This window comes from Pseudomonas sp. SH10-3B, from assembly GCF_019891415.1.
GTDB lineage: Bacteria > Pseudomonadota > Gammaproteobacteria > Pseudomonadales > Pseudomonadaceae > Aquipseudomonas.
In genome coordinates, this window is sequence record NZ_JAFLXD010000022.1 from 49,565 (window position 1) to 69,132 (window position 19,568).

Genomic DNA, 19,568 nt, shown 5'->3' on the forward strand with positions numbered 1-19,568 from the left:
TTTTCAAGGCCCGTGCGTTTCAGACCAATGTCGCTGGTGTATTTCAGCAAAACAGGAATAATCCTTGCCTGTTTTTTACACGTCGCTGCAGCACCCCGCAGCTTCGTCTGTGTGCCACCTACCCGGTTCAGCGCACCCGTACATTTGGAGATACACAATGTCTACCTCTCCCGTCACCTTGATGGTTGCACGTCGCGTCGCCAAAGGGCGCTACGAAGAACTGATGGCCTGGCTGCGCGAAGGCGAGCAATTGGCCACCGACTTCCCCGGCTACCTGGGCTCCGGGGTGCTGGCACCACCGCCCAATGATGATGAATTCCAGATCATTTTCCGCTTCGCCGATGAACAAACCCTGCATGCCTGGGAGTTTTCCGCCTCACGCAGCGCGTGGTTGAGTCGTGGCAGCGATCTGTTTGCCGACCCGTCCGAACACCGTGTACGGGGCATCGATGGCTGGTTTGGTGCAGCGGGCGCCCGTCCGCCGCGCTGGAAGCAGGCAGTGGCGATCTGGTTGGCATTTTTCCCGGTGTCGCTGCTGTTCAACTTCGTCCTCGGGCCGCTGCTCAGTGAACTCAACCTGGGGCCACGGGTGCTGATCAGCACAATGGCACTCACGCCCTTGATGGTGTACTGGTTCATTCCGCTGTCGACCCACCTGCTGGCGAACTGGCTGCATCCAACGCCAGCCCCGCGCAAGGCCACCGAAGCGGCGGCGTGAGTACAGGGGCGGCCCGTCGCTGGTATGATTTGCGCCTGCCAGCGACGCGAGCCTCCCATGACTGCAACGAACGCCCCGATCCTGATCACCGGCGCCGGCCAGCGTGTCGGCCTGCATTGCGCCGAGCGCCTGCTGGACGAAGGCCAGTCGGTGATTTTCAGCTACCGCAACGAACGTCCCGGCGTGCAGGCCCTGCGCGAGCGTGGCGCGGTCGGCGTGTTTGCCGACTTCTCCACCGAAGCCGGGATTCTCGCGTTCATCGCTGAACTGAACACCCACACCCAAAGCCTGCGGGCGATCATCCACAACGCCTCGGCCTGGATCGCAGAAACCCCGGGCGACGAAAGCCGCGCTTTCAGCGACATGTTCAGCGTGCACATGCTTGCGCCGTACCTGATCAACCTGCATTGTTCGACCTTGCTGCAACGCTCAACACCGGCCGACATCGTGCATATCAGCGATGACGTCGTGCGCAAGGGCAGCCGCCAGCACATCGCCTACTGCGCCACCAAGGCCGGGCTGGACAGCCTGACGCTGTCGTTTGCCGCGCAGTTCGCGCCGTTGATCAAGGTCAATGGCGTTGCCCCGGCGATGGTGATGTTCAACGAAGGCGACGACGCGGCCTACCGCGCCAAAGTCCTGGCCAAGTCGGCCCTGGGCATCGAGCCAGGGCCCGAGGTGATCTACCAGAGCGTGCGTTACCTGCTGGACAACCCGTATGTCACCGGTACCACCCTGACCGTCAACGGCGGGCGGCATATCAAGTAAGCCGTTTGTGAGGAATGTTGCATGACCTTATCCCTGCCCCACCATTACCGCGAGATCCTCAAGGGCCTGGGCGAAGACCCGGAACGCGAAGGCTTGCTCGACACCCCCAAGCGCGCCGCCAAGGCCATGCAGTACCTGTGTCATGGCTATGAGCAGAACCTCGAAGAAATCGTCAATGGCGCTTTGTTCGCGTCTGACAATGACGAGATGGTGATCCTCAAGGACATCGAGTTGTATTCGCTGTGCGAACATCACCTGCTGCCCTTTATCGGCAGGGCCCACGTGGCCTATATTCCGACCGGCAAGGTGCTGGGCCTGTCGAAGCTGGCGCGCATCGTCGACATGTTCGCCCGGCGCCTGCAAATCCAGGAAAACCTCACCCGGCAAATCGCCGACGCCATTCAGGAAGTGACCCAGGCCGCCGGTGTGGCTGTGGTGATCGAAGCCAAGCACATGTGCATGATGATGCGCGGCGTGGAAAAACAGAATTCAACCATGAACACCTCGGTGATGCTCGGTGCGTTCCGCGAGTCGAACACCACGCGCATGGAGTTCCTGCAACTGATTGGACGGAGCAAGTAGCAATGCCACAACTTCAACCAGGCATGGCGCGTATCCGGGTCAAGGACCTGTGCCTGCGCACCTTTATCGGCATCAACGAGGACGAAATCCTCAACAAGCAGGATGTGCTGATCAACCTGACCATCCTGTATGCCGCCCAGGAAGCCGTGCGCGACAACGACATCGACCACGCGCTGAACTACCGCACCATCACCAAGGCGATCATCGCCCACGTGGAAGGCAACCGCTTTGCCCTGCTGGAGCGCCTGACCCAGGAACTGCTGGACCTGGTGATGAGCAACGAATCGGTGCTGTATGCCGAAGTCGAAGTGGATAAGCCCCATGCGCTGCGCTTTGCCGAGTCGGTGTCGATTACCCTGGCGGCCAGCCGCTAACCCCTGAATTGTCAGTGAGCCCTATGAACGATCAACAACGCCTCGAACTTGAAGCCGCCGCCTTCCGCCGGCTGGTGGCGCACCTGGACAGCCGCAAGGATGTGCAGAATATTGACCTGATGAACCTCGCCGGCTTCTGCCGCAACTGCCTGTCCAAGTGGTACAAGGCCGAGGCCGACGAGCGCCAGATCGAGCTGAGCCTCGATGACGCCCGTGAAGTGGTGTACGGCATGCCGTACGCCGAGTGGAAAGCCCAATACCAGCAAGAAGCCAGCGCCGAGCAACAGGCGGCGTTTGCCAAAGGAAAAACCCATGACTGATTTGAACACCCTGCGCGCCAGCCTCAACAGTGGCGAACACGTTTTTGCGGACACCCTGGCGTTTGTCGCTGCCGGTTACGATTACCAGCCGCAGGCCTTCACCAATGGCGATGTGGAAAACGCTGCCGGTCAGAACGAAGGCTCGTGCAAGACCCTGGGTTTGGCGCTGCTGGAAGGCTTGAGCAACCAGGAAGCGCTGCTGGCGTTTGGTGAGCATTACCGCTCGGTGGTGGCGACGCCTGAGGGCAGCGACCATGGCAATATCCGGGCGTTGATTGCCCATGGGTTGGCCGGTGTGAAATTCGCGGCCCAGCCACTGACCCGCAAATCCTGAGTCAGACGCGGATCAACATGTGGGAGGGCTTGCCCTCTCCCCCGTTTAAATTGCACTCACAAAAAAACCGGCCTCGCAGCCGGTTTTTTTATTTCAACAATTTAGAAGGAAGCGTCCTTCAAACCGTCGAGGTAACGCTCGGCGTCCAGGGCCGCCATGCAACCGGCACCGGCCGAAGTGATGGCCTGGCGGTACACGTGGTCGGCTACGTCGCCGGCAGCGAAGATGCCTTCGATGTTGGTCGCGGTAGCGTTGCCTTCACGGCCGCCTTGTACGACCAGGTAACCGTCTTTGGCTTCCAGCACGCCTTCGAACAACGACGTGTTCGGCGTGTGGCCGATGGCGATGAACACGCCGTCGACTTTCAGCTCATCGAAGCTGCCGTCATTGTTTTTCAGGCGAGCACCGGTCACGCCCATGTTGTCGCCCAGGACTTCGTCCAGGGTGGCGTTGAGCTTGAGGATGATCTTGCCTTCGGCGACACGGGCGTGCAGCTTGTCGATCAGGATCTTCTCGGCGCGGAACGTCTCGCGGCGGTGAACCAGGGTCACGGTGCTGGCGATGTTGGCCAGGTACAGCGCCTCTTCCACGGCAGTGTTGCCGCCACCGACCACGGCGACCGGCTTGTTGCGGTAGAAGAAACCGTCACAGGTGGCGCAAGCGGAAACGCCTTTGCCCATGAACGCTTCTTCCGATGGCAGGCCCAGGTAGCGAGCACTGGCGCCGGTGGCGATGATCAGCGCGTCACAGGTGTAGACGCCGCTGTCGCCGGTCAGGCTGTAAGGCTTTTTCGAGAAGTCGACCTTGTTGATGTGATCAAACACGATCTCGGTTTCAAAGCGCTCGGCGTGTTCTTTCATACGCTCCATCAGCACCGGGCCGGTCAGGCCGTGGACATCGCCCGGCCAGTTGTCGACTTCAGTGGTGGTGGTCAACTGACCGCCCGCCTGCATGCCGGTAATCAGCAGCGGCTTGAGGTTGGCCCGGGCAGCGTAGACAGCAGCGCTGTAACCGGCAGGGCCGGAACCGAGAATAATCACTCGCGAATGACGGGTATCAGACATGACTCACTCCTATCGACCGCCCGGACTACAAGACGGCTGGAATAAAAAAGGGTCCACGAAGCACTTGGGGAAGGCTTTAATTCGCAGGCCCTGAAAAATAATGGGTGCAGCGTATCGAGGGGGGCAAGATTAAGGAAATACGCAATAACAATCCAGCTCATAGGCGGTCTCTATACAGTCGAGCCGATTAATCGACGCCTTTGTTACCGTTGATGTCGTCACAGCGGCCACGCTTTCGCCTTGAAGGCAAAGCCGGTAAGGTCGGCGCGTTCGTCATCCCTGCTCGGAGTTCTCCATGCCCGCCCCCGTTCTTTCCGGCCCGCAATACCTGCGTGAAGGCCTCAAGCTGGTGCTGAGCCCCGGCCTGCGCCTGTTTGTACTGCTGCCGCTGACGATCAACCTGGTGCTGTTCGTCGGCTTGATTTATTTTGCCGGCCATCAGTTCAGTCTGTGGGTCGACCACTTGATGCCGACGCTGCCCAGCTGGCTGAGCTTTCTGAACTACCTGCTATGGCCATTGTTTGTGGTGCTGGTGGTGCTGATGGTGTTTTTCACCTTCACCATGCTGGCCAATATCATCGCGGCACCGTTCAACGGCTTTCTCTCCGAGAAAGTCGAAGTGGTGGTACGTGGCACCGATGACTTCCCGGCATTCAGCTGGGGCGAGCTGATTGAAATGGTCCCGCGTACCCTGGCCCGGGAAATGCGCAAGCTGGGCTACTTCCTGCCACGGGCCATCGGCCTGTTTATCCTGTCGTTCATTCCGGTGGTCAACCTGATCGCCGCGCCACTGTGGTTGCTGTTCGGCGTGTGGATGATGGCGATCCAATACATCGACTACCCGGCCGACAACCACAAGCTGGGCTGGAACGAGATGCTCGCCTGGCTGCGCCAGAAACGCTGGCAGAGCATGAGTTTCGGCGGCATCGTCTACCTGGTGCTGCTGGTGCCGGTGGTCAACCTGCTGATGATGCCGGCCGCAGTGGCTGGGGCGACGTTGTTCTGGGTGCGTGAACAGGGCGCCGAGGCGATGGCGACGTCGAAAGTGGTCAAGTCATAAATCCATCATCTGCATGACACAATGACGACATGGCCCACGGCGACACTGTGGGTCATGACGACAGCTTCGCTCCACATCACCCTTATCACTGAAACCTTCCCGCCAGAGATCAACGGGGTGGCCAATACCCTTGGTCGTCTGTGCGAAGGTTTACGCGCGCGCGGCCATCAGGTCGAGCTGGTACGCCCGCGCCAGGGCGCCGACGAGAGCCGGCCCAGCGATGACGGTTTGCTGCTCTGCCGTGGCTGGCCGCTGCCGGGTTACCCCGGCCTGCAATGGGGCCAGTCGTCGATGCACAAGTTGCTGCGCCGTTGGACCCGCCAGCGCCCGGACGTGCTGTATATCGCCACTGAAGGGCCGCTGGGGCTGTCGGCGCTGCGGGCGGCGCGGCGTTTGGGCATCAGCGTGGTCAGCGGTTTTCACACCAATTTCCAGCAGTACTCCAACCAGTACGGCTTGAGCCTGTTGAGCCGCATGGTCACGCACTACCTGCGTTGGTTTCATAACCGCTCGAGCTTGACCCTGGTGCCCAGCGCCAGCCAGCGCCTGGAGCTGGAGCGCAGGCATTTCGAGCGCCTGGGGATGCTGGCGCGCGGAGTGGATAGCCAACTGTTCCACCCGGCCAAGCGCGACAATGCCCTGCGCGAAAGCTGGGGCCTGGAAAACGACGATATTGCCGTACTGCACGTGGGGCGCCTGGCCCAGGAGAAAAACCTCGGGCTGCTCAAACGGTGCTTTGATGGGCTGCAGGCTACTTATCCACAGCGTCGGTTGAAGTTGATCATCGTCGGGGATGGTCCGCAGCGCCCGATACTGGAGCGCGACCTGCCCGAGGCGGTGTTCTGCGGCACCCAACGCGGTGAAGAACTGGCCAGGCATTACGCCTCAGGGGACTTGTTCCTGTTCCCCAGCCTGACCGAAACCTTCGGCAATGTGGTGCTGGAGGCAATGGCCTCGGGCCTGGGCGTGGTGGCGTACGACCAGGCGGCCGCCACCCAGCATATTCGCCATGGCTACAACGGCGTGCTGGCGATGCCGGGAGATGAAAACGCATTTTGCGATGCTGCTACCTGGCTGCTGGAAGAGCGCGAGACCTTGCGCAGGGCCCGACTGAATGCTCGCCAGCATGCCAGTCGCCAGGGCTGGCCGGCGATTATCGAGCAATTCGAGCGCCAGTTACGCGGTGTGTGCGAGGACGGACAACCGGTGCCCGTCCTGGCGCCGCTTACACCAGGGTCGTCAACGCCTCACGACTGAACGGCAGAATGTCGCCTTCACGGCCTTCACGTACCTTCACCGCCCAGTCCGGGTCCACCAGCAACGCACGGCCCACCGCCACCAGGTCGAACTCGTCGTTGTTCAGGCGCTCCAGCAGCTTTTCCAGACTGGCCGGCTGCGCGACCTTGTCGGTGTTGACCATGAACTGCAGGAACTCACCATCCAGGCCGACGCTGCCCACGGTAATGGTCGGTTTACCGGTGAGCTGACGGGTCCAGCCCGCCAGGTTGAGGTCGGAACCTTCGAATTCCGGCTCCCAGAAACGACGGGTGGAGCAGTGGAAAATATCCACACCCGCGTCAGACAGCGGCTTGAGAAATTCACCCAATGCTTCAGGGGTGTGTACCAGGCGCGCAGTGTAATCCTGCTGTTTCCACTGGGAGAAACGGAAGATGATCGGAAAGTCCGGGCCGACAGCGGCGCGGGTAGCCTGGATCAGTTCGATGGCGAAGCGTGAGCGATTGGCCAGGCTGCCACCGTATTCGTCAGTGCGCTGGTTGCTGCCTTCCCAGAAGAACTGGTCCACCAGATAACCGTGGGCGCCGTGGATTTCGACGCCGTCCATGCCGATGCCCTGGGCATCCTTGGCAGCCTGGGCGAACGCGGCGATTACGTCCTTGATGTCTTGCTGGGTCATGCCATGGACGACCACATTGCCGTCCTTGAGTTTTTCCATCGGGCCGTAGGCCGGCACGCTGGCGTCCGGCTCGGTGCCGATACGGCGTACGCTGCCCACATGCCACAGCTGCGGGACGATCTTGCCGCCCTCTGCGTGCACCGCGTCTACTACCTTCTTCCAGCCAGCCAGCGCTGCTTCGCCATAAAAATGCGGGACGTTCGGGTAGCCGTTGGAGGCCAGGTGACCGACCACGGTGCCTTCGGTGATGATCAGGCCCACACCGGCAGCGGCCCGACGGCGGTAGTACTCGATGACTTTGGAATTAGGCACGCCACCTGGGGAAAACGAACGGGTCATCGGCGCCATGACCACGCGGGTCGACAGCTGCAGTGCACCGAGTTGGAACGGTTTGAACAAGGCTTGCACAGGCATGGGAGCACTCCACGAAAGACGGGGTTTATGATGTAGATAATATGAGGAGTGCAGAGTGCTGAATAGCACTATTGATTTGGGTGATTAAGGGGTAAAAGCCGGAGAACCCGGTTATCGCTGGTAACCCGTGGTAAGCGGGCTTGTTGTGGTGAGCGGGCTTGCCACAGCAGCAAGCCCCGCCCCTTCAAGACAGGGCTTTTTCGATCGCCTGTACGACCGTCGGATCTTCCGGTGCGGTACGTGGCGAGAAACGCGCGAGGACCCGGCCGTCCTTGCCCAGCAGGAATTTCTCGAAATTCCAGGTGATATCCCCAGGAAACTCGGCGCCTTCGCCCGCCAGCAAGCGGTACAGCTGATGACGATCGGGGCCGTTCACGTCGAGCTTGCTGCCCAACGGGAAGGTGACACCGTAGTTCAGGCTGCAGAACTCACGGATTTCTTCTTCGGAGCCCGGTTCCTGGCCAGCAAACTGATTGCAAGGCAGGCCAAGTACGGTGAATCCCTGGTCCTTGTACTGCTGATACAGGTTTTCCAACGCCGCGTATTGCGGGGTCAAGCCACATTTGGAGGCTACGTTGACCACCAGCACTACTTGCCCCTTGAAGGGCGCCAGCGGCAGCTCTTGTCCGTCCAAAGCTTTGAGTTTCAGATCGTGGAAAGCACTCATGACGAACTCCAGATTTCCCATGTTCTTAGCAAAGCGGCACTTCGAGATTACAACCCGCAAGCCTGCAATCATAGACGCCGATTACAAAACTCGCCTGCGGATTACTGAGCGGTCGGCCACGGCAAAATCGGAATCGCGGTCACGGCGTTCTGCGGGCTGCCTTCGATCAAACGGTCGCTGTAGACCAGGTACACCAGGGTATTGCGCTTCTTATCGAGGAAGCGCACCACCTGCATGGTCTTGAACACCAGCGAGGTGCGCTCCTTGAAGACCTCGTCGCCGTCCTTGAGTTCGCCCTTGAAGCGGATCGGGCCGACCTGACGGCACGCAATCGAGGCTTCGGCGCGGTCTTCGGCCAGGCCCAGGCCGCCTTTCACGCCGCCGGTCTTGGCGCGCGACAAATAGCAGGTCACGCCGTCGACCTTGGGGTCATCAAACGCTTCGACCACAATCCGGTCGTTGGGGCCGACGAACTTGAACACCGTCGACACCTGGCCAATTTCTTCGGCCGAGGCCAGCAGTGGCATGGCCAGCAGCAAGCCGAGCAATCCCTTCATCACGCGCATCGTGTATTCCCTTTGTTTAGACCAGGATCAGGTTATCGCGGTGCACCAGTTCCGGTTCCGCCATATACCCTAGTAGTCCGACAATCGCTTCAGAAGATTGTCCGATAATTTTCTGCGCTTCCAGTGCACTGTAGTTAGCCAGGCCGCGGGCGATCTCACGACCATCCGGCGCCACGCACACCACCATCTCGCCACGGCGGAAGCTGCCCTGCACCAACTTGACGCCCACCGGCAGCAGGCTCTTGTTGCCTTGGGACAACGCCGACACCGCGCCATCGTCGAGCACCAGGGTGCCACGGGTTTGCAGGTGCCCGGCCAGCCACTGCTTGCGCGCCGCCAGCATGCCGCGTTCCGGCGACAGCAGCGTGCCGATGCGCTCACCCGCCTTGAGGCGATCCAGCACGCGCTCAAGGCGCCCTCCGACGATGATGGTGTGGGCGCCGGAACGCGCGGCCAAACGCGCGGCGCGCAGCTTGGTCTGCATGCCGCCACGGCCCAGGGCCCCGCCCACGCTGCCGGCCACGGCGTCGAGCGCCGGGTCATCGGCGCGCGCTTCGTAGATCAGTTGGGCATCGGGGTTGTTGCGTGGGTCGGCGTCGAACATGCCGTCACGGTCGGTGAGGATCACCAGCAGGTCAGCCTCCACCAGGTTGGCCACCAGCGCGGCCAGGGTGTCGTTGTCGCCGAAACGGATCTCGTCGGTGACCACGGTGTCGTTCTCGTTGATCACCGGGATGACCTTGAGCTCCACCAACGCACGCAAGGTGCTGCGGGCGTTGAGGTAGCGCTTGCGGTCGGACAGGTCGTCGTGGGTCAGCAGGATCTGCGCCGTGTGGCGGCCATGCTCGGCAAAGCTGGATTCCCAGGCTTGCACCAGGCCCATCTGGCCGATGGCGGCGGCGGCTTGCAGTTCGTGCATCGCGCTGGGTCGCGCGGTCCAGCCGAGGCGGCTCATCCCGGCGGCAACGGCCCCGGACGACACCAACACCAACTCGACACCTGCTTCATGCAAGGCCACCATCTGCTCGACCCAGACGCTCATTGCTGCGCGATCCAGGCCTTTGCCATCTGCCGTCAGCAGCGCACTTCCGATCTTTACGACCCAGCGCTGCGCACCTGTCACTTTGCTCCGCATCATCTTCAACCTTAGATTGAGGGCCGCGCGACCCAGCGCAGCCCATAATGTTATACCCGGATACCAAAACGCCGCTCCAGGGAGCGGCGTTCAAGTTTATCGCAACGGGTCAGTCGCGCACGTAAATGATTTCCGGACCGTCTTCATCATCCACGTCTTCTTCGTCCCAATCATCGTCGCCGATGTCATGGACCGACTTCACACCGCTGCGGCGCAGGGCACGCTGGTCGTCCAGGGCTTGCAGCTGGGCACGGGCCTCGTCTTCGATCTGCTGGTCGAGTTCGGCGAGTTCGGCCTTGAACACCGGGTCGGCCGCCAGGCGGTCGGCGCGGTCTTCCAAGTAGCGCATGATGTCGCGGGTCAGGCGCTCGGTGCCTTCTTTGGCGATGGCCGAGATCACGTAGACGGGACCGGTCCATTCCAGGCGGTCGACGATTTCCTTGACGCGCTCCTCGTGCTCTTCTTCGAGGATCTGGTCGCACTTGTTCAGCACCAACCAGCGATCACGCTCGGCCAGGGCCGGGCTGAACTTGGTCAGTTCGCTGACGATCACTTCGGCGGCGTCCGGTGCACTGGTGTCATCCAGTGGCGCCATGTCGACGAGGTGCAGCAGCAAACGGGTGCGGGACAAATGCTTGAGGAAGCGAATCCCCAAGCCTGCGCCGTCGGAAGCGCCTTCGATCAGGCCGGGAATGTCGGCGATCACGAAGCTTTTCCAGCGGTCGACGCTGACCACGCCCAGGTTTGGCACCAGGGTGGTGAACGGGTAATCAGCAACTTTCGGCTTGGCGGCCGATACCGAGCGGATGAAGGTACTTTTGCCGGCGTTCGGCAGGCCCAGCAGGCCTACGTCAGCCAGTACTTTCATTTCCAGCTTCAGGTCGCGCTGCTCGCCCGGCTTGCCCGGCGTGGTCTGGCGCGGTGCACGGTTGGTACTGGACTTGAATCGGGTGTTACCCAGACCGTGCCAGCCGCCCTGCACAACCATCAGCTTCTGGCCGGCCTTGGTCAGGTCGCCAATCACTTCCTGGGTCGCGGAGTCGATGATCGTGGTGCCAACCGGTACGCGCAGTACCAAGTCTTCGCCTTTTTTACCGGTGCAGTCGGTGCTGCCGCCGTTGGAGCCACGCTCGGCATCGAAGTGCCGGGTGTAACGGTAGTCGACCAGGGTGTTGAGGTTTTCGTCGGCCATCATGTAGATGGAACCGCCGTCACCGCCGTCACCGCCGTTGGGACCACCGTTTTCGATGAATTTTTCGCGACGGAAACTCATGCAACCGTTACCGCCGTCGCCTGCTTTTACTCGGATGGAAACTTCATCAACGAACTTCATAACAAAACGCCTCTCGCCGCACGGACGAGCTTAAAAAACCAAGACATAAGACTCTTGCAAAAATGAGCGCAGCGACCTCAAGCAACGACCGCAAATTCAGCTGCTTTCGCCCATCACAAACAGCTTTGCAAGAGACTCACCCCACAAACGAAAAAGCCCCGTCGCAAGACAGGGCTTTTCCAGCGATCTCGCAATTAAGCTGCGACAACGCTCACGTAACGGCGGTTGAACGCGCCTTTTACTTCAAACTTGATCACGCCTTCGATTTTAGCGAAGAGGGTGTGATCTTTACCCATGCCAACACCGTAACCGGCGTGGAATTGGGTGCCGCGCTGACGCACGATGATGTTGCCCGGAATGATTTTCTGGCCGCCATACATCTTAACGCCAAGGCGTTTGGCTTCTGAGTCGCGACCGTTACGGGTACTACCACCAGCTTTTTTGTGTGCCATGAGTCAATTCTCCTAGTGAGGAATTAGGCTGAAATTAAGCCTGAATACCGGTGATTTTGATCTCGGTGTACCACTGGCGGTGGCCCATACGCTTCATGTGGTGCTTACGACGACGGAACTTGATGATGCGGACTTTATCGTGACGACCTTGGGAGATCACTTCAGCCACAACGGTAGCGCCAGCAACAACTGGAGCGCCGATGTTCACGTCATCGCCATTGGCGACCAACAGAACGCGATCAAAAGTAACGGATTCGCCGGTAGCGATTTCCAGTTTTTCGATCTTCAGGTATTCACCTGGGGCGACCTTGTATTGCTTGCCACCAGTAACAATTACTGCGTACGACATGGTATTTCTCCGATAATCCTGCTCACCCAGCGCTTTATAAGAAGAGGTATTGGCTGGCATGGCTGCATGGGATGGACGTCCCGAATGCAATTGCGTAAGGCAGGTGCTGCCCAGGAAGTTCAGGGTGCGCGATTGTACGCAAGGTAAATGGGTGTTGCAAGTGGCCGTCTATCGCGCCTTGACACCCGGGGGTCAGGGTCCTAGCATGCCGCGCAACCCTTCTGGAGCGACTGTCGCTGATGCAACCCCAAGCTTTCTACCGCGCGGTCGCGGACGATTTTAGCGCCGTCGACGGCATCATCAAGCAGCAGCTGACGTCTAAAGTGCCGCTGGTCTCCAAAATTGGCGACTACATTACGTCGGCGGGCGGTAAACGCCTGCGTCCTTTATTAGTGTTGCTGTGTGGCAAGGCCCTGGGCCGCGAAGGCGATGACCTGCGCCTGCTGGCCGCCACTATCGAATTCCTGCACACCGCGACCCTGCTGCATGACGACGTGGTCGACATGTCCGGCATGCGCCGTGGCCGCGAGACCGCCAATGCGATGTGGGGCAATGCCCCGAGCGTGCTGGTAGGTGACTTCTTGTACTCGCGCTCGTTCGAAATGATGGTCGAGCTGGGCTCGATGCCGGTGATGAAGATTCTTTCCCAAGCCACGCGCATCATCGCTGAAGGCGAAGTGTTGCAGCTGTCTAAGGTCCGCGACGCCAGCACCACCGAAGAAACCTATATGGAAGTGATTCGCGGCAAAACCGCGATGCTCTTCGAAGCCTCTACCCACAGCGCCGCCGCGCTGTGTGGCGCGACCGCCGAACAGGCCGAAGCCCTGCGGACCTTCGGTGACCACCTGGGCGTGGCATTCCAGCTGGTAGACGACCTGCTCGACTACCGTGGCGACGCCGAGACCCTGGGCAAGAACGTCGGTGACGACCTGGCCGAGGGCAAACCGACCTTGCCGCTGATCTACACCATGCGCGAAGGCACACCGGAGCAGGCTGCCCTGGTGCGCAAGGCGATCCAGAAAGGCGGGATCGAAGACCTGGAAAGCATCCGTGAGGCTGTGGAGGCCTCGGGCTCCCTGGACTACACCGCTCAACTGGCGCGTGACTACGTGGCCCGTGCAATCAAGTGCCTGGAAGCCCTTCCAGCCAGCAAATACCGGGATGCCCTGGTTGAACTGAGTGAGTTTGCGGTCGCGCGTACTCACTAAAATACTTGCAGGCGCGGACTAATGTGGGATTACCCATCCAAGACCGCGCCCTGCCTTGGTCCAATTCCCTATATAATGTGCGACTTTTAGCCATCCTGACCTTTAAGGAGCTTTAGTGAGCACGTTGCCACCCTGCCCAAAATGCAATTCCGAATACACCTACGAAGACGGCGCCCAGCTGATCTGCCCGGAATGCGCCCATGAGTGGTCCGCCAATGGCGAGGCCGAAGTGGCCGGCGATGAAACCGTGAAGAAAGACTCTGTGGGCAACGTCCTGCAGGACGGCGACACCATCACCGTGATCAAAGACCTCAAGGTCAAGGGTACGTCCCTGGTCGTGAAGGTCGGCACCAAGGTCAAGAACATCCGCCTGTGCGACGGCGACCACGATATCGATTGCAAGATCGACGGTATTGGCCCGATGAAACTCAAGTCCGAGTTCGTGCGCAAAGTCTGAACCTGCTGTATCCATCCCGCGCCCGCGCGGGATGGCGTTTTGCCCTCCCCGTTGACCCCTCTCAATATCCACACAGAAAAACCAGGAAACTGCCAATAGGCACTTGCTATTCTACGAATAAGAATTATTCTCATTGAAACCCATCAAGGAGATTTAACCATGACTTATTTGATAGATGCCTGGCTCGACCGCCCACACCCTTACCTGCGCATCCTCCATCGGGAAACCGGCGAAGTCTGTGCGGTGCTGGAAGAAGAAGCGTTGAACGAGCTGCAGGACCAGGGTGACCTGGACGTCAATGGCCTGAGTTCCAGTGAACCCGGTGTACTGAAGGAAGTGGTGCGCAATCTGTTTCTGTTCTGCTACGCCCGAGCATTGCGCCCGGCGACGGAACTCAATGGCAAATTTCATCCATGAGAAAACCAGCAAAACGCTGTAGGAGCGAGTCTGCTCGCGAAGACCGCATAAACAACGCGCTCATCCAGGATGCCCGCGCCATCGTTGACGTTTTTCGCGAGCAAGCTCGCTCCTACAGGTAATCAAAAGCAGGTCTTACAGAACGTCGAGCAGCTCGACGTCAAACACCAGCACGCTGTGCGGCGGAATGCTGCCAACGCCTTGAGCGCCGTAAGCCAGTTCGCTCGGCACGTACAGGCGCCATTTGCTGCCGGCATTCATCAGTTGCAGGGCTTCGGTCCAGCCGGCGATCACGCCGCCAACCGGGAATTCTGCTGGCTGGCCACGCTCGTAGGAGCTGTCGAACACAGTGCCGTCGATCAGGGTGCCGTGGTAGTGGGTGCGGACCTGGTCTTCACGGGTCGGCTTGGCGCCGTCACCCGCAGTCAGCACTTCAAACTGCAGGCCGGAAGCCAGGGTGGTGATGCCATCACGCTTGGCGTTTTCAGCCAGGAACGCCAGGCCAGCACCAGCAGCCGCTTCAGCCTTGGCAGCCGCTTCGGCTTGCATGATTTCGCGAATGACCTTGAAGCTTGCAGCCATTTGCTCTTGATCAACACGGCTTGGTTTGCCGGCGAACGCGTCGGTCAGGCCAGCCAGGATCGCGTCCAGGCTCACACCCGGCGGTGGGTTGTCGCGCAGTTGGTCGCCCAACTGACGGCCGATACCGTAGCTGACGCGGGTTTCGTCGGTGGACAGATTAACTTCGGACATGAAGAGGCTCCGCTGTAGGGCAGCACTGAAAACATCGGTTTCCCGCACCGCCCAGAACTAAAAGGGCCAGCAGACTAGCACACAAGACCTGCCCGTGATGAGCCCTCCACGCTGGCGCGACACTGGGATCGCGACCCTTCGTCGCACGCGCAATAAAAGCACTTCAGATTCGTCCCTCGTCGCCGATACAGCGCTACACACTTTGGCTGGCTCAAATAACAACACCGTCCAGCAGACAGACATCACCTTTGCGGAGCATTAGATGAACAGCTGGTTCGGTAACATCAGCGTCAACCTCAAACTGGGCCTGGGCTTCGGCCTGGTGCTTGTCCTCACCTCGATCCTGGCCCTCACCGGCTGGACCAGCCTGGGCAGTCTGATCGACCGCAGCAACTGGATGAGCGACATCACCCAGCTCAACGCCTCACTGACCAAGCTGCGCATCGTGCGTCTGCAGTACATGCTCGCCAACGGTGATGAAGCCGTGGCGCAGAACGTGCAGACCAGCCTGGATGCCTTCACTGCCCAGCAACAGAAACTGCTGGACAGCTTCAAGAGCCCGGAAAACGTCAAGCTGCTCAACGAGCAGAAAGCCATCATCACGGCTTATCAGCAATCCCTGAACAAAATGCGTGAGGCTTACCGTAACGGTAATGCCTCTCGCCAAGTGATGGGCGACAAGGCCGACAGTGCCAACGCCCAAATCGAAGCGCTGGAAGCCAGCGTGAAGCAAATGCCCGACAGCTCGGAGCACCTTGCCCAGTTCCAGGCCGTAGCCGACGCCAAGATGCAGTTCCAGTTGGCCCGTTACGAAGTGCGCGGCTACACCGGCAACGTCAACCCGGACACCGAAGCCCGCGCTGCCGCACAAATCGAAAAAGCCGTCAGTGGCTTGAAAGACCTCAGCGCCGCCTTCGGCGCCAGCCAGCAAAGCGCATTGACTGCCCTGGAAACCGCCCTTGGCGCCTATCGCAGCGCTGTACAGAACTACAAGGCCGCCAACGCCAACATCGTGGCTGCCCGTGCCGAAATGACCACCCAAGGCGCGGATATCGTCACGATCAGTGACAAGCTGTACGACATCCAGCTGGACCGTCGCGACGCCGAAAGCGCCCAGGCCCGCAGCCTGCAGCTGATCAGCACGTTGCTGGCACTGCTGGTCGGCATCATCGCGGCACTGGTGATCACCCGCCAGATCACGCGTCCACTGCAGGAAACCCTGGCTGTGGTTGAACGCATTGCCTCCGGCGACCTGAGCCACAATATCCAGGTCACCCGTCGCGATGAGCTGGGCGTATTGCAACAAGGCATTCAGCGCATGGGCACGACCCTGCGTGAATTGATCAGCGGTATTCGCGACGGCGTGACCCAGATCGCCAGCGCTGCCGAAGAGTTGTCGGCCGTCACCGAGCAGACCAGCGCCGGTGTGAACAGCCAGAAGATCGAGACCGACCAGGTCGCCACGGCGATGCACGAAATGACCGCCACCGTGCAGGAAGTTGCACGCAACGCCGAGCAAGCCTCTCTGGCCGCCGCCGACGCTGACGGCCAAGCCCGCGCTGGCGACAAAGTGGTAGCCGAGGCCATCGCCCAGATCGAACGCCTGGCCGCCGAAGTGGCGCGTTCCACCGACGCCATGGCGCACCTGCAACAAGAGAGCAACAAGATCGGCAGCGTGATGGACGTGATCAAGGCGGTGGCCGAACAGACCAACTTGCTGGCCCTCAACGCAGCGATTGAAGCGGCACGTGCCGGTGAAGCCGGTCGCGGCTTTGCCGTGGTCGCCGACGAAGTGCGCGGCCTGGCCCAACGCACGCAAAAGTCCACCGAGGAAATCGAAGGCCTGGTCGCCGGTTTGCAGAACGGTACCCAGCAAGTTGCCAACGTGATGAACAACAGCCGCAGCCTCACCGACAGCAGTGTCGAACTGACGCGCAAGGCCGGTGTGTCACTGGAAAACATCACCCGCACGGTGTCGAACATCCAGTCGATGAACCAGCAGATCGCCGCCGCCGCCGAACAACAAAGCGCCGTGGCCGAAGAAATCAGCCGCAGCATTGTGAATGTGCGTGATGTGTCCGAGCAGACCGCCACCGCGAGCGATGAGACGGCAAAATCGAGCGTGGAACTGGCGCGTTTGGGTAGCCAGTTGCAGCAGATGGTCAGTCACTTCCGGGTTTAAGAAACCAAAAAGCCGCTTCGGTATTAACCGAAGCGGCTCCACTTCTCAGACCTTACAGGTCATCGAAGCTGTTCCGCAGGAATGTCCACACGTGATAAACACGTACGGCATTCACTACGAGGTTCCACGTACGTCGTGCAAACTTAGACATACTCGGCCCTCCGTGAGTTGGGCCTTACCTCCAGCACACTTACCGGAACACGTGAGCCTTTGGATGCGGGTCAACGCTTCCTGTGAGGCGGCCGGGCTTTGGTTCCTCCCGCATGAATCCTGCACGGATTACTAGCCCGTGGCGTTCGGTCCATAATTCCGCGCGCATACCCAGCCACCTACAAAACGACATACTTGGAACGGGGGTGATACTAATCAACATCCAGATCAAAGGTGTGACAGGCGACGATAAACCTGCTGGAAAGATCAACTGATATGTTGCAATTTTTTGCCACCAACTCTAAATAGAAATAAAGTCGACAGATAAAAAGTGACGCCCCTCGTCAAGCCTTGCGCGAGACGATAACCGGCATTAGTATCCCTCTGGCGGGTCAGCGCTTCCTGTAAGAATGCAACCCCAGCCACTAACTGGGATTGCAAAAAAACCGCCTACCAAGGCGGTTTTTTATTGCCTGCGATTTGCCTCTCAGCCCTCGCCGTCCTCAACAAACACCACGCGATTCCCAAACGGATCCTTGATGCTCATCTCCCGCGATCCCCAAGGCGTTTCCTCAACCCCAGGCTTGGCGTAACGGTAATCCTTGCCCACCAGCTGCTGCTGGTACGCATCCACCCCCTGCGCCTGGATCCGCACCGCCGCGCCCGGCGAAGCATCGCCATGGTGCTCGGACAAATGCAGCACGCACTCCCCCAGCGACACCTGCAGGTACAGCGGGAAATTCGCCTCGAAACGATGCTGCCAGTCGACCTTGAAGCCCAGGAAGTCGACGTAGAATTCCAGCGCCTTGGCCTCATCGAAAATCCGCAGGATGGGGGTGACTTTTCCTAAGTGCATGGCAATCGCTCCGTGTATGAAAGCGCCCACTATAGAGTCGAAAATCCACCACGCAAATCCCCACTGCGCGCCAGGAATCGCCCCGGTCGCTGACCGTTCGCCTGGCCCTCGCTGTAACTCAATACGCCGTTGACCCACACGCCATCAATGCCTTGCGCTGCCCGCTGTGGCTCATTGAAATCCGCTACATCCCGCACCCGCAACGGGTCGAACAACACCAGGTCAGCCCAATGCCCTTCACGAATTTCACCACGCCCGGATAACCCAAAACGCGCCGCCGACAAGCCGGTCATCTTGTGCACGGCGGTATGCAACGGGAACAACCCGACGTCCCGGCTGAAATGCCCCAGCACTCGTGGAAACGCACCCCACAAGCGTGGGTGTGGAAACGGATCTTCGGGCAACCCATCAGACCCCACCATCGACAATGGATGCGCAAGGATGCGTCGCACATCCGCTTCATCCATCCCGTAGTACACCGCCCCCGCCGGTTGCAGACGACGAGCGGCGTCCATCAACGAGACGTCCCATTCGCCGGCAATGTCCTGCAAGTCGCGCCCCCCCACTTCCGGATGCGGCGTCGACCAGGTAATCGTGATGCGAAATGCGTCGGTCACCTGCTTGAGGTCCAGGGTCGAAGAACTGGCCGCATAGGGATAACAATCACACCCTACCGGATGGGTTTTCGCCGCCGACTCCAACGCTGCCAACAGCTGCGGACTACGCCCCCAGTTCCCCGCTCCCGCACATTTGAGGTGGGAAATGATCACCGGTACCTGTGCGTGCCGGCCGATCAGAAAAGCCTCGTCCATCGCCTCCAGCACCGGTTCGAATTCGCTGCGCAAATGGGTGGTGTACACCGCACCGAAGGCCGTGAGTTCTTCACTCAGTTGCAGCACCTCATCGGTCTCGGCATTGAACGCGCTGGCGTAGGCCAGGCCTGTGGATAAACCGAGGGCGCCGGCCTCAAGACTCTCGTGCAACTGCACACGCATGGCGGTGATTTCAGCCGGTGTGGCGGTGCGATGCAGGTCGTCCATGTGGTTACTGCGCAGCGCAGTGTGGCCGATCAATGCCGCGACGTTCACCGCTGGATGAGCGCTTTCAACGGCGCTGCGATAATCGCTGAAACGGGGATAAACAAACGCCGCCGTGCTGCCCAACAAGTTCATCGGGTCCGGCGGATCGCTGCGCAAACTCACCGGTGAGGCGCTGATGCCACAGTTGCCGACAATCACCGTGGTCACACCCTGGCTGAGCTTGGGCAGCATCTGCGGCTGGCGGATGACCACCGTGTCGTCGTGGGTGTGGACATCGATAAAGCCCGGCGCCAGCACCCGGCCTGTCGCGTCGATTTCATGCTCGGCACACGCCGTCGACAAGTCGCCGATCGTCTCGATGCGCCCGTCACGCAACCCCACATCGGCGACATAACCCGGGGTGTTACTGCCATCGATGATCAGCGCCTGGCGAATCAGCGTGTCGTACTTCATA

Annotated in this window: 23 protein-coding genes; 12 read left to right on the top strand and 11 right to left on the bottom strand. The window is 60.1% G+C overall.

The window, feature by feature from the left end; all coding sequences use genetic code 11:
* The first annotated feature begins 157 nt into the window (after positions 1-157).
* The 6 genes from J1G35_RS17495 to J1G35_RS17520 are packed head-to-tail and all read left to right on the top strand — an operon-like array spanning position 158 to position 3,096.
* A complete protein-coding gene (locus J1G35_RS17495) occupies positions 158-718 on the top strand; it encodes an antibiotic biosynthesis monooxygenase (RefSeq protein WP_223015556.1) in 561 nt (186 codons plus the stop codon).
* 57 nt (positions 719-775) lie between these two features.
* The gene (gene folM, locus J1G35_RS17500) at positions 776-1,486 is read left to right on the top strand and encodes a dihydromonapterin reductase (protein WP_223015557.1); all 711 of its coding nucleotides are present in this window, start codon (positions 776-778) and stop codon (positions 1,484-1,486) included.
* Positions 1,487-1,507: 21 nt separating this feature from the next.
* Positions 1,508-2,068, top strand: a complete 561-nt coding sequence (gene folE, locus J1G35_RS17505; RefSeq protein ID WP_010566239.1) for a GTP cyclohydrolase I FolE — start codon at positions 1,508-1,510, stop codon at positions 2,066-2,068.
* Between the two features lie 2 nt (positions 2,069-2,070).
* Complete coding sequence (folX, locus tag J1G35_RS17510; RefSeq protein ID WP_003194073.1) at positions 2,071-2,442, top strand: dihydroneopterin triphosphate 2'-epimerase; 372 nt, start codon at positions 2,071-2,073, stop codon at positions 2,440-2,442.
* Between the two features lie 23 nt (positions 2,443-2,465).
* Entirely contained in the window at positions 2,466-2,762 is a 297-nt protein-coding gene (locus J1G35_RS17515) for a DUF1244 domain-containing protein (protein ID WP_027607644.1), read from the top strand.
* Entirely contained in the window at positions 2,755-3,096 is a 342-nt protein-coding gene (locus J1G35_RS17520) for a HopJ type III effector protein (RefSeq protein WP_065939007.1), read from the top strand. Before J1G35_RS17515 ends, J1G35_RS17520 begins: the two co-directional genes overlap by 8 nt.
* 101 nt (positions 3,097-3,197) lie before the next feature.
* Here J1G35_RS17520 and trxB read toward each other — a convergent pair whose 3' ends face one another.
* Entirely contained in the window at positions 3,198-4,160 is a 963-nt protein-coding gene (trxB, locus tag J1G35_RS17525) for a thioredoxin-disulfide reductase (RefSeq protein ID WP_003194076.1), read from the bottom strand.
* Between the two features lie 295 nt (positions 4,161-4,455).
* Between trxB and cysZ the strand changes: the two genes are divergently transcribed.
* Both cysZ and J1G35_RS17535 read left to right on the top strand, forming a co-directional pair.
* Positions 4,456-5,220 carry a sulfate transporter CysZ gene (gene cysZ / locus J1G35_RS17530; RefSeq protein WP_053132033.1) on the top strand — a complete coding sequence of 255 codons (765 nt, stop codon included), beginning with the start codon at positions 4,456-4,458 and terminating at the stop codon, positions 5,218-5,220.
* A gap of 54 nt (positions 5,221-5,274) precedes the next feature.
* Positions 5,275-6,477 carry a glycosyltransferase family 1 protein gene (locus J1G35_RS17535; protein WP_131700248.1) on the top strand — a complete coding sequence of 401 codons (1,203 nt, stop codon included), beginning with the start codon at positions 5,275-5,277 and terminating at the stop codon, positions 6,475-6,477.
* On the opposite strand, the gene J1G35_RS17540 is transcribed toward J1G35_RS17535, so the two are convergent.
* From J1G35_RS17540 to rplU, 7 genes are all read right to left on the bottom strand, one after another.
* The gene (locus J1G35_RS17540; protein ID WP_223015558.1) at positions 6,446-7,549 is read right to left on the bottom strand and encodes an NADH:flavin oxidoreductase; all 1,104 of its coding nucleotides are present in this window, start codon (positions 7,547-7,549) and stop codon (positions 6,446-6,448) included. The genes J1G35_RS17535 and J1G35_RS17540 overlap by 32 nt on opposite strands.
* A 184-nt stretch (positions 7,550-7,733) precedes the next feature.
* Positions 7,734-8,216 (bottom strand): glutathione peroxidase, encoded by a 483-nt coding sequence (locus J1G35_RS17545; RefSeq protein ID WP_053132026.1) that lies wholly within the window; start codon positions 8,214-8,216, stop codon positions 7,734-7,736.
* 101 nt (positions 8,217-8,317) lie between these two features.
* Positions 8,318-8,782 carry a CreA family protein gene (locus J1G35_RS17550; RefSeq protein ID WP_015885841.1) on the bottom strand — a complete coding sequence of 155 codons (465 nt, stop codon included), beginning with the start codon at positions 8,780-8,782 and terminating at the stop codon, positions 8,318-8,320.
* 16 nt (positions 8,783-8,798) lie between these two features.
* Complete coding sequence (gene proB, locus J1G35_RS17555; RefSeq protein ID WP_053132023.1) at positions 8,799-9,917, bottom strand: glutamate 5-kinase; 1,119 nt, start codon at positions 9,915-9,917, stop codon at positions 8,799-8,801.
* Positions 9,918-10,026: 109 nt separating this feature from the next.
* Positions 10,027-11,250, bottom strand: a complete 1,224-nt coding sequence (gene cgtA, locus J1G35_RS17560) for an Obg family GTPase CgtA (RefSeq protein ID WP_015885843.1) — start codon at positions 11,248-11,250, stop codon at positions 10,027-10,029.
* A gap of 194 nt (positions 11,251-11,444) precedes the next feature.
* Entirely contained in the window at positions 11,445-11,702 is a 258-nt protein-coding gene (gene rpmA / locus J1G35_RS17565; RefSeq protein ID WP_003176049.1) for a 50S ribosomal protein L27, read from the bottom strand.
* A gap of 34 nt (positions 11,703-11,736) precedes the next feature.
* On the bottom strand, positions 11,737-12,051 hold the full coding sequence (gene rplU / locus J1G35_RS17570) for a 50S ribosomal protein L21 (RefSeq protein ID WP_003176051.1): 315 nt from the start codon (positions 12,049-12,051) through the stop codon (positions 11,737-11,739).
* A gap of 239 nt (positions 12,052-12,290) precedes the next feature.
* Here rplU and J1G35_RS17575 point away from each other — a divergent pair, with 239 nt between their 5' ends.
* From J1G35_RS17575 to J1G35_RS17585, 3 genes are all read left to right on the top strand, one after another.
* Complete coding sequence (locus tag J1G35_RS17575) at positions 12,291-13,259, top strand: polyprenyl synthetase family protein (protein WP_223015559.1); 969 nt, start codon at positions 12,291-12,293, stop codon at positions 13,257-13,259.
* Positions 13,260-13,374: 115 nt separating this feature from the next.
* Positions 13,375-13,716 (top strand): zinc ribbon domain-containing protein YjdM, encoded by a 342-nt coding sequence (locus J1G35_RS17580; RefSeq protein WP_003230858.1) that lies wholly within the window; start codon positions 13,375-13,377, stop codon positions 13,714-13,716.
* Positions 13,717-13,875: 159 nt separating this feature from the next.
* Positions 13,876-14,133 (top strand): hypothetical protein, encoded by a 258-nt coding sequence (locus tag J1G35_RS17585; protein WP_003194088.1) that lies wholly within the window; start codon positions 13,876-13,878, stop codon positions 14,131-14,133.
* A gap of 135 nt (positions 14,134-14,268) precedes the next feature.
* On the opposite strand, the gene J1G35_RS17590 is transcribed toward J1G35_RS17585, so the two are convergent.
* A complete protein-coding gene (locus J1G35_RS17590; protein ID WP_003176055.1) occupies positions 14,269-14,886 on the bottom strand; it encodes an FKBP-type peptidyl-prolyl cis-trans isomerase in 618 nt (205 codons plus the stop codon).
* A 262-nt stretch (positions 14,887-15,148) separates the two neighbouring features.
* On the opposite strand from J1G35_RS17590, the gene J1G35_RS17595 reads away from it, so the two are divergent.
* Positions 15,149-17,068 (top strand): methyl-accepting chemotaxis protein, encoded by a 1,920-nt coding sequence (locus J1G35_RS17595; protein WP_053132016.1) that lies wholly within the window; start codon positions 15,149-15,151, stop codon positions 17,066-17,068.
* Positions 17,069-17,705: 637 nt separating this feature from the next.
* On the opposite strand, the gene J1G35_RS17600 is transcribed toward J1G35_RS17595, so the two are convergent.
* The gene (locus J1G35_RS17600; RefSeq protein WP_223015560.1) at positions 17,706-18,074 is read right to left on the bottom strand and encodes a glyoxalase superfamily protein; all 369 of its coding nucleotides are present in this window, start codon (positions 18,072-18,074) and stop codon (positions 17,706-17,708) included.
* Positions 18,075-18,103: 29 nt separating this feature from the next.
* Positions 18,104-19,567, bottom strand: a complete 1,464-nt coding sequence (locus tag J1G35_RS17605) for a D-aminoacylase (RefSeq protein ID WP_223015561.1) — start codon at positions 19,565-19,567, stop codon at positions 18,104-18,106.
* Position 19,568 lies beyond the last annotated feature (1 nt).

Excerpts from the sequence above, each read along its gene's own strand:
- J1G35_RS17495 (WP_223015556.1), top strand. The coding sequence starts at position 158 with ATGTCTACCTCTCCCGTCACCTTGATGGTTGCACGTCGCGTCGCCAAA.
- folM (WP_223015557.1), top strand. The coding sequence starts at position 776 with ATGACTGCAACGAACGCCCCGATCCTGATCACCGGCGCCGGCCAGCGT.
- folE (WP_010566239.1), top strand. The coding sequence starts at position 1,508 with ATGACCTTATCCCTGCCCCACCATTACCGCGAGATCCTCAAGGGCCTG.
- folX (WP_003194073.1), top strand. The coding sequence starts at position 2,071 with ATGCCACAACTTCAACCAGGCATGGCGCGTATCCGGGTCAAGGACCTG.
- J1G35_RS17515 (WP_027607644.1), top strand. The coding sequence starts at position 2,466 with ATGAACGATCAACAACGCCTCGAACTTGAAGCCGCCGCCTTCCGCCGG.
- J1G35_RS17520 (WP_065939007.1), top strand. The coding sequence starts at position 2,755 with ATGACTGATTTGAACACCCTGCGCGCCAGCCTCAACAGTGGCGAACAC.
- trxB (WP_003194076.1), bottom strand. The coding sequence starts at position 4,160 with ATGTCTGATACCCGTCATTCGCGAGTGATTATTCTCGGTTCCGGCCCT.
- cysZ (WP_053132033.1), top strand. The coding sequence starts at position 4,456 with ATGCCCGCCCCCGTTCTTTCCGGCCCGCAATACCTGCGTGAAGGCCTC.
- J1G35_RS17535 (WP_131700248.1), top strand. The coding sequence starts at position 5,275 with ATGACGACAGCTTCGCTCCACATCACCCTTATCACTGAAACCTTCCCG.
- J1G35_RS17540 (WP_223015558.1), bottom strand. The coding sequence starts at position 7,549 with ATGCCTGTGCAAGCCTTGTTCAAACCGTTCCAACTCGGTGCACTGCAG.
- J1G35_RS17545 (WP_053132026.1), bottom strand. The coding sequence starts at position 8,216 with ATGAGTGCTTTCCACGATCTGAAACTCAAAGCTTTGGACGGACAAGAG.
- J1G35_RS17550 (WP_015885841.1), bottom strand. The coding sequence starts at position 8,782 with ATGCGCGTGATGAAGGGATTGCTCGGCTTGCTGCTGGCCATGCCACTG.
- proB (WP_053132023.1), bottom strand. The coding sequence starts at position 9,917 with ATGCGGAGCAAAGTGACAGGTGCGCAGCGCTGGGTCGTAAAGATCGGA.
- cgtA (WP_015885843.1), bottom strand. The coding sequence starts at position 11,250 with ATGAAGTTCGTTGATGAAGTTTCCATCCGAGTAAAAGCAGGCGACGGC.
- rpmA (WP_003176049.1), bottom strand. The coding sequence starts at position 11,702 with ATGGCACACAAAAAAGCTGGTGGTAGTACCCGTAACGGTCGCGACTCA.
- rplU (WP_003176051.1), bottom strand. The coding sequence starts at position 12,051 with ATGTCGTACGCAGTAATTGTTACTGGTGGCAAGCAATACAAGGTCGCC.
- J1G35_RS17575 (WP_223015559.1), top strand. The coding sequence starts at position 12,291 with ATGCAACCCCAAGCTTTCTACCGCGCGGTCGCGGACGATTTTAGCGCC.
- J1G35_RS17585 (WP_003194088.1), top strand. The coding sequence starts at position 13,876 with ATGACTTATTTGATAGATGCCTGGCTCGACCGCCCACACCCTTACCTG.
- J1G35_RS17590 (WP_003176055.1), bottom strand. The coding sequence starts at position 14,886 with ATGTCCGAAGTTAATCTGTCCACCGACGAAACCCGCGTCAGCTACGGT.
- J1G35_RS17595 (WP_053132016.1), top strand. The coding sequence starts at position 15,149 with ATGAACAGCTGGTTCGGTAACATCAGCGTCAACCTCAAACTGGGCCTG.
- J1G35_RS17600 (WP_223015560.1), bottom strand. The coding sequence starts at position 18,074 with ATGCACTTAGGAAAAGTCACCCCCATCCTGCGGATTTTCGATGAGGCC.
- J1G35_RS17605 (WP_223015561.1), bottom strand. The coding sequence starts at position 19,567 with ATGAAGTACGACACGCTGATTCGCCAGGCGCTGATCATCGATGGCAGT.